Here is a 7,109-nt window from a genome sequence, read left to right on the forward strand (position 1 = left end):
CGCCGGTCAACGTGCCCGTCGAACGCCCGCGTTGGCGGTCGGCCCGCACGCCCGCACCGGCCCCCGCCGTGGAGGGGGGCACGCCGTCCGACGCCCACCCCCGTGGCGTCGGACGGCGTGCCCGGCTCGAAGGTCCGAACGGCCCGGCTCAGGAACCGTCCGGAGCCCCGGTGGGGGCCTCCGGCGCCCCGGCCGGGCGCGGCGGGCTCGCCGTGCGCCCGCGTCCCCAGCGCAGCCACGCCGCGCCCAGGAGCGCCACGCCCACCACGAACGGCAGCGCCGCGCCCAGGGCCACCGCCGTCCAGCGCAGCATCGTCAGGAACGCGCCCCAGCCGCCCGCGAGGGCGTCCACGACGGTCGGATCGCCGTCGTCACCGTCGTCGTCGCGCCCCGCCGGGGACTCGGTGAGCGTCAGCGTGACGGTGGCGAGCGCCGTGCGGTCCTTGAGCGAGGCCTGCCGCGCGAGCAGCGCCTCCAGATCCGCCTGACGGGTGCTCAACTCGCCTTCCAGGGACACGATGTCGCTGATCTTCGTGGCCTTGTCCATCAGCTCGCGCACCCGCGCCACGCTCGCCCGCTGGGTCTTGATCCGGCTCTCGACGTCGACGACCTCCTGGGTGACGTCCTCGGCCTTGGCGGTGCGCGAGACGAGCCTTCCCGTGCCCTCCAGGTCGGACAGGACCTGCGCGTACCGCTCCTGCGGCACCCGCAGGACGACGCGCGAGCGCTCCCTGCCGCGCCCGTCGCGGTCCGTGGTCTCGTCACCGACCAGGCCGTCCGCCTCCGTGGCGGCCGTGCGCGCCCGGTCGAGGGCCTTCGGGACGTCCCGTACGCGCACGGTCAGGGACGCGGTGCGGATGATGTGCGGGCCGCCGATCCGCGGGCTCTCGCCGGGCTTGTCCGCCCGCCCCGACTGCTTGCCGCCGGGCGCCGCCGCCTTGCCGTCCCCGGCGCCCCGGTCGGCGCCCGCGGCTCCCTCGTCGAGACCGGCCGCGGTGTCCCCGCCGCGCCGCTCGGCCCGGGCCGCGTCGCCGCCCGAAGCCTTCGCGCCGTCGTCGCCGCCCGCGCCGCACCCCGTGAGCGCGAGCGCCCCCACGAGCAGCGCCACGGCCAGCGCCCGCGCGCCTCCGCCCGTCCTGCTCCTCCGCATGCCGTACCCCCGAGCTCGTCGTGACTGTGCCCCTACGACGGACCGGGCGCCCGGTCCGTTCGGCGCGTACGGTCCCGAAGCGGTCCCGGCGCGGTCACGAACGGGACTCGCCCGCGGGGGAGGGGCAAGAGACGCCCGTCGGGCGCCGGAAGCCCGTCTGAGACAGTGGGGGCATGCGCGCAGCGGACACACCTACAGGTCAGGAACGTGCGGGACGCCCGGCTCACGTCGTGGTGGTGGGCGGCGGCATCGCCGGACTCGCCGCCGCGCACCGGGCGCTCGCGACCGGCTCCCGCGTGACCGTCGTCGAGGCCTCCGGTCGCGTCGGCGGCAAGCTGCTCCCCGGCGAGATCGAGGGCGCCCGCGTCGACCTCGGCGCCGAGTCGATGCTGGCCCGTCGCCCCGAGGCCGTCGCGCTCGCCCGCGAGGTCGGCCTCGCCGACGCGCTCCAGGCGCCCGCCACCGCCAGCGCCTCGCTGTGGACCCGCGGCGCCCTCGTGCCCATGCCCAAGGGCCATGTGATGGGCGTGCCCGGCGACCCGTCCTCCCTCGCCGGGGTGCTGTCCGACGACAGCCTGCGGCGCGTCGCGCGGGACGCGGAGCTGCCGCCCACCGAGGTCGGCGAGGACGTCGCGGTCGGCGCGTACGTGGCGGCCCGGGTCGGCCGCGAGGTCGTGGACCGCCTCGTGGAGCCGCTGCTCGGCGGCGTGTACGCCGGGGACGCGTACCGCCTTTCGCTGCGCATGGCCGTGCCGCAGCTGTACGAGGCCGCGCGCACCCACGCGTCGCTGCTCGATGGCGTCCGCGAGATCCAGCGCCGGGCCGCGGAGCGCCGGCAGACCGGCCCCGTGTTCATGGGCATCGCGGGCGGCGTGGGCCGCCTTCCCCTGGCCGTCGCGGACGCGGTCCGCGCGCGGGGCGGCGAGATCCTGCTCGACACCCCCGTGGCGGCCGTGCGCAGGACGCCCGACGGCTGGGAGGTGCGTACGGCGGACCGGCCGATCGCGGCGGACGCCGTGGTCCTCGCCGTCCCCGCCCCGCACGCCGCCCGTCTCCTCGGCCCCGTCTCCCCGGGGGCCGCCGCCGAGCTGCGGGGCGTCGAGTACGCCTCCATGGCCCTGATGACGCTCGCCTACCGGCGCGCCGACGTCTCCCTGCCCGAGGGCAGCGGCTTCCTCGTGCCGCCCGTCGACGGACGCACCATCAAGGCGTCCACGTTCGCCTCCCAGAAGTGGGGCTGGATCGCAGAGGAGAACCCGGACCTGCTGGTCCTGCGCACCTCGGTGGGCCGCTACGGCGAGGAGAAGGACCTGGAGCGCGACGACAGCGAGCTGGTCGACGTCTCCCGGAGCGATCTGCGCGCGGCGGTCGGCCTGACCGCGCGGCCCGTCGCCGCCCGCGTCACGCGCTGGCACGACGGCCTGCCCCAGTACCCCGTCGGCCACCACGCGCGCGTGGCCCGGGTCCGCGAGCACGTGGCCCTGCTGCCCGGCCTCGCCGTGTGCGGGGCGGCGTACGACGGCGTCGGCATCCCGGCCTGCATCGCCAGTGCGTACGCCGCGATCGACCAGCTCAGCGGCGACTTCTCCGGGGTCGACGAGCTGACCGCCCACCCGGTGCAGAGCCTCCACGGCGGCGCGGGACAATAGCCGCATGAGTGACGACGCCCCCGCCAAGATCCCGAACGCCGGCAAGAAGGCCAAGGACCTCAACGAGGTCATCCGCTACACCCTGTGGTCCGTCTTCAAGCTGCGCGACGTCCTGCCCGAGAGCCGCCTCGGGTACGCGGACGAGGTCCAGGAGCTGTTCGACAAGCTGGCCGCCCAGGACGTCACCGTCCGCGGCGTCTACGACGTGTCGGGCCTCCGTGCCGACGCCGACATCATGATCTGGTGGCACGCGGAGACCAGCGACGAGCTCCAGACCGCGTACAACCTCTTCCGCCGCACCAAGCTCGGCCGCGCCCTGGAGCCGGTCTGGTCGAACATGGCGCTGCACCGCCCGGCCGAGTTCAACAAGTCGCACATCCCGGCGTTCCTCGCCGACGAGACGCCCCGCGACTACGTGAGCGTCTACCCCTTCGTGCGCTCCTACGACTGGTACCTGCTGCCCGACGAGGACCGCCGCCGGATGCTCGCCGACCACGGCAAGATGGCGCGCGGCTACCCCGACGTGCGCGCCAACACCGTCGCCTCGTTCTCCCTCGGCGACTACGAGTGGCTGCTCGCGTTCGAGGCCGACGAGCTGTACCGCATCGTCGACCTCATGCGCCACCTGCGGGCCTCCGAGGCCCGGATGCACGTCCGCGAGGAAGTGCCGTTCTACACCGGCCGCCGCAAGTCCGTGGCGGACCTGGTGGAGGGACTGGCCTGACCGCCCCGCTCACCGCCAGACCGCGGCCCGCGTCCCGGGCGCCTTCGTGCGCGCCCGGGGCAGCGGCTGCGGCTCGCGGTGCGGCGCGCACTCCGCGTGCCGCTCCGGCAGGCGGCCCTGGAGCAGGTACGCGTCCAGGTAGGCGTTGACGCAGGCGTTCGGGCCGCCCGCGATGCCGTGGGTGCCCGCGCCGCGCTCGGTCACCAGGACCGAGCCGAAGAGCCGCTCGTGCAGTTCGCGGGCGCCCGCGTAGGGCGTCGCCGCGTCCCGCTCGGCGGCCAGGATCAGCGTCGGCGGCAGGGTGCCCGCGGGGGCCCACACGTCCACGGGGCGCTGCCGGGGCGCGGGCCAGTAGGCGCACGGCAGGTTCATCCAGGCGTTGTCCCAGGTCTCGAAGGGCGCCCTGCGCGCGAGGTCCGTGTTGTCGCGGTCCCACACCGCGAAGTCGGTGGGCCAGGAGGCGTCGTTGCACAGCACCGCGGTGTACACGGCGTTGCCGTTCTCCTCCTCGGCGGCCGCACCCGGCTTCGGCCCGGCCTGCTCGACCAGCGGCCGCGGATTGCCCTTGAGGTACTGCGACAGGGCCGTCGCCCGCATCGGCCAGTAGTCGTCGTAGTACCCGGCCTGCAGGAACGCCGAGTGCAGCTGGTCGGAGCCGACCGTGCCGCCCGCGGGCTCGCGGACCACCGCCGCCCGCACCTTCTCGTACGCGCGCCGCACGTCCTCCGGCGTCGTGCCCAGGCCGTACGTCCTGTCGTGCCTGGCCACCCAGGCCCGGAAGTCGGCCCAGCGCCGCTCGAACGCGGCGGACTGGTCGAGGTTGTTGGCGTACCAGATCTGCTCCGGGTCCGGATTCACCGCCGAGTCGAACACCATGCGGCGCACGTGGGTGGGGAACAGCGTCGCGTACACGGCGCCGAAGTACGTGCCGTACGAGGCGCCCATGAAGGTCAGCTTGTCCTCGCCGAGGGCGGCGCGCAGCACGTCCAGGTCCCGGGCGTTGTTGAGCGTGGTGTAGTGCGCAAGCGCGGCACCGGCCCGCTCCGCGCAGCCGCGCGCGTACGCCCGGGCCCGCTCGATGCGCTCCGCCTTGGCCGCCGCGTTCGGGTGGACCGGCGAGTGGGTGGGCGCCTTCGTGAACTCCTTCGGGTCCTGGCAGGACAGCGGGGCGGAGCGGCCGACGCCGCGCGGCGCGTAGCCGACGAGGTCGTACGCCGCCGCCAGGCGCCGGAACTCCGGCAGGGCGCGGACCAGCGGGAAGTACATGCCGGACGCGCCGGGGCCGCCCGGGTTGAAGACGAGCGCGCCCTGCCGCGCCACCCGGTGGCCGCCCGCCCTGCCGCTCGCCCCGACGCGGCTGACGGTCAGCTTGATCTGCTTGCCGTCGGGGTCCGCGTAGTCGAGCGGGACCGTGACGGTGCCGCAGCGCACGGACGGCGGCAGGCCCTCCGCCGCCGGGCAGGCCCCGAAGCGGACGCCCGCGGCGCGGGCGCGCTCGGCGGCGACGGCGGTGCCCCGCTCCTCCCCCGCGAGACGGAGGGAGGGGTGCGCGGGCACGGCGGCGAGGGCGGAGAGGACCAGGGATCCGACGGTTCCGTACAGGGCTGCTGCGGCTGCTCGCATCGAGGTTCTGGGCCCTTTCGCACAGGAAAGCGATGAGTTGGCGCAAAAGGGATGTTTCGCTCAGGGGTTGGTGAAGTAAAGCAACCGGTCCGCCGGTGTCGGCTCAATGACCCTGTTGGCGCGTGGACCGGTAGCCGTCGAGGTTCGGGTCCCGGTGCGAGAGGGCGGCGCGCAGGCCCGGGTCGTTCAGGGCGCGGACGCCGCGCACGGCGAGCGCCGTGAGGTCGTCGCGCGACGGCAGCGCGCCGAGCAGCCGCTGCCCCGCGGGCGACGCCCAGCGCGAGGCGGGCACCTCGAAGCGGGCGATGGCCAGGCAGCTCAGGGTGAGGAACAGCGGCAGCGCGAACCACACCGCGACCGGCAGGTCGTCGCCCTGCCCCTGACCGGGCAGCAGCGTCGCGCACGCGCCGAGCACGGCGATCGCGGCCGCCGCCGCGCGCACCTGCCGGAGCGCGCCCGCGATGCCCGACCAGGAGCCGTCCGGCACCGCGAGCCCCGCCGCGACGAGCCGGTCGGCGAGCGCCCGCACCGCGTCCGCGGTGGCCGTCGCCCGGCGCACCGGCGGAATCCGCGACTGCCCGCCGGGGCCGATCGCGCCGAGGACCGACCGCTCCATGTCGTCCGCGGCGTCCGGGGCGCCGCCGCCGACCGGGCCGACGACGGTGGCCCAGCCGGTGTGCGCGAGCAGCAGCCGCCGCCGTCGCGCCATCGACACCAGCGCCACGTCGGCCACCCGCCCGGGCCCGCCGGACAGGAACGCCGCCTCGTAGAGCGTGAGGGGACGCGTCGGCCCGGGGCTCCTGGCCTCGGCGGCCGCGGCGTGCACGGCGGCCAGGCACAGCCGCCCGCAGGACAGGGCGGCGACGGTGCAGGCGAGGAGCAGCAGCGGAACCCAGAACATGCCCGTGTTCTATGTGAAGGTCCGGTGCTCCCGCCAGCGGAATTCCAGGATGTGGACGTGGATCACACGCCTCAGGGGCGCGGCCTCGGCCGGGACACGGCGGGCGGCAGCGTGAAGCTCGGCGTCGGCGTCACCGGGGCCGCGGCGGGCGGCGCGCCGTCCACCGGGCCCGGCGGCGCGGGGGAGCGGGTCACGGGCTGCGGGCCCGAGGTCGCGGCGTCGCGGGCGAGCCGGTCGAAGTCCACGAGCCCGGTGGCCTCCAGGACCTTGATGTGGTCGAGGACCGTGGTGTTCGCGTCGTCGGCGAGGGACCGCACCAGCGAGTTGCGGGTGCCGGCGCGGACCTGGGCGACGACGGCGAAGACCTTGCCGTGCGCGATCCGCAGGACGTTCGCGAACTTCTCGTCGTACGCCGCGCCGCGCGCCGCGCTCAGCTCGGCCAGCCAGCGCCGCTGCTGGGCCGTGGGCTGGCTGGGCAGTTCGAGCCGCAGCTGCGCCGCGACCTCGCGGACGCGCGCGTCGAGGAAGGTGTGCCCCTCCACGAGGTGCTCGCCCGCGGTGTGCACGGCCCGGGTGGTGCCGCGCTCCCCGGCCTGCTGTCCCGCGGGCAGCTCCCACAGGCCCGCGAGCCGCACCTTGGTGATGAAGTCCCGGTCGAGCGCGGACAGCGGCCCGAACTCGGTCGACTCGGTCTGTGCGTTGAGGGCGTCGAGGCCGGTGCCGGACCGGTCCTCGTAGGACCACACGGGGAAGACCAGCGCGGCCAGGGTGACGACGAGCCCCACCAGGATGAGCCCGTTGCCGCTGACGAACCCGCCGCCGCGGGCCGGTCCGCCGCGGACGGGACCGCCGCCACGGATGAGTCCGCTGCCGCGGGCGGGTCCGCCGCCGCGGATGAATCGGGATCGCATGAAGCCTCCTGTAGCGCCTGCGGCACGCTAGTGCGTGCCGCGGGGCCGGGGCTGCGATACCGCGCGGAGTACGCCGACGTCCGTACGGGGGCGCGGACTCGGGGCGGTCGTGCGCGCCCGTGGGATGCGGCAGGGGCGGTCGCGGCGGTGT

6 protein-coding genes are annotated in these 7,109 nt (G+C 75.9%); 2 read left to right on the forward strand and 4 right to left on the reverse strand.

The window, feature by feature from the left end:
• Window positions 1-148 precede the first annotated feature (148 nt).
• Window positions 149-1,150 carry a DUF4349 domain-containing protein gene (locus IG74_RS0139840; RefSeq protein ID WP_078869462.1) on the reverse strand — a complete coding sequence of 334 codons (1,002 nt, stop codon included), beginning with the start codon at window positions 1,148-1,150 and terminating at the stop codon, window positions 149-151.
• A 173-nt stretch (window positions 1,151-1,323) separates the two neighbouring features.
• Between IG74_RS0139840 and hemG the strand changes: the two genes are divergently transcribed.
• On the forward strand, window positions 1,324-2,799 hold the full coding sequence (gene hemG / locus IG74_RS0139845; RefSeq protein ID WP_030687599.1) for a protoporphyrinogen oxidase: 1,476 nt from the start codon (window positions 1,324-1,326) through the stop codon (window positions 2,797-2,799).
• A gap of 4 nt (window positions 2,800-2,803) precedes the next feature.
• Entirely contained in the window at window positions 2,804-3,523 is a 720-nt protein-coding gene (gene hemQ / locus IG74_RS0139850) for a hydrogen peroxide-dependent heme synthase (protein ID WP_030687602.1), read from the forward strand.
• Between the two features lie 9 nt (window positions 3,524-3,532).
• On the opposite strand, the gene IG74_RS0139855 is transcribed toward hemQ, so the two are convergent.
• From IG74_RS0139855 to IG74_RS0139865, 3 genes are all read right to left on the reverse strand, one after another.
• Window positions 3,533-5,146: an alpha/beta hydrolase gene (locus tag IG74_RS0139855; protein WP_030687603.1), complete on the reverse strand. Its 1,614-nt coding sequence runs from the start codon at window positions 5,144-5,146 to the stop codon at window positions 3,533-3,535.
• A gap of 103 nt (window positions 5,147-5,249) precedes the next feature.
• On the reverse strand, window positions 5,250-6,047 hold the full coding sequence (locus IG74_RS0139860; protein ID WP_030687605.1) for a TIGR04222 domain-containing membrane protein: 798 nt from the start codon (window positions 6,045-6,047) through the stop codon (window positions 5,250-5,252).
• A gap of 71 nt (window positions 6,048-6,118) precedes the next feature.
• Entirely contained in the window at window positions 6,119-6,958 is an 840-nt protein-coding gene (locus tag IG74_RS0139865) for a DUF4142 domain-containing protein (RefSeq protein WP_078869463.1), read from the reverse strand.
• Between the last annotated feature and the right edge of the window lie 151 nt (window positions 6,959-7,109).

Origin of the sequence: Streptomyces sp. NRRL B-1347 (genome assembly GCF_000720325.1) — a bacterium.
Lineage (GTDB): Bacteria > Actinomycetota > Actinomycetes > Streptomycetales > Streptomycetaceae > Streptomyces.

Coding starts and splice junctions, on each gene's coding strand:
- IG74_RS0139840 (WP_078869462.1), bottom strand. CDS start 1,150: ATGCGGAGGAGCAGGACGGGCGGAGGCGCGCGGGCGCTGGCCGTGGCG.
- hemG (WP_030687599.1), top strand. CDS start 1,324: ATGCGCGCAGCGGACACACCTACAGGTCAGGAACGTGCGGGACGCCCG.
- hemQ (WP_030687602.1), top strand. CDS start 2,804: ATGAGTGACGACGCCCCCGCCAAGATCCCGAACGCCGGCAAGAAGGCC.
- IG74_RS0139855 (WP_030687603.1), bottom strand. CDS start 5,146: ATGCGAGCAGCCGCAGCAGCCCTGTACGGAACCGTCGGATCCCTGGTC.
- IG74_RS0139860 (WP_030687605.1), bottom strand. CDS start 6,047: ATGTTCTGGGTTCCGCTGCTGCTCCTCGCCTGCACCGTCGCCGCCCTG.
- IG74_RS0139865 (WP_078869463.1), bottom strand. CDS start 6,958: ATGCGATCCCGATTCATCCGCGGCGGCGGACCCGCCCGCGGCAGCGGA.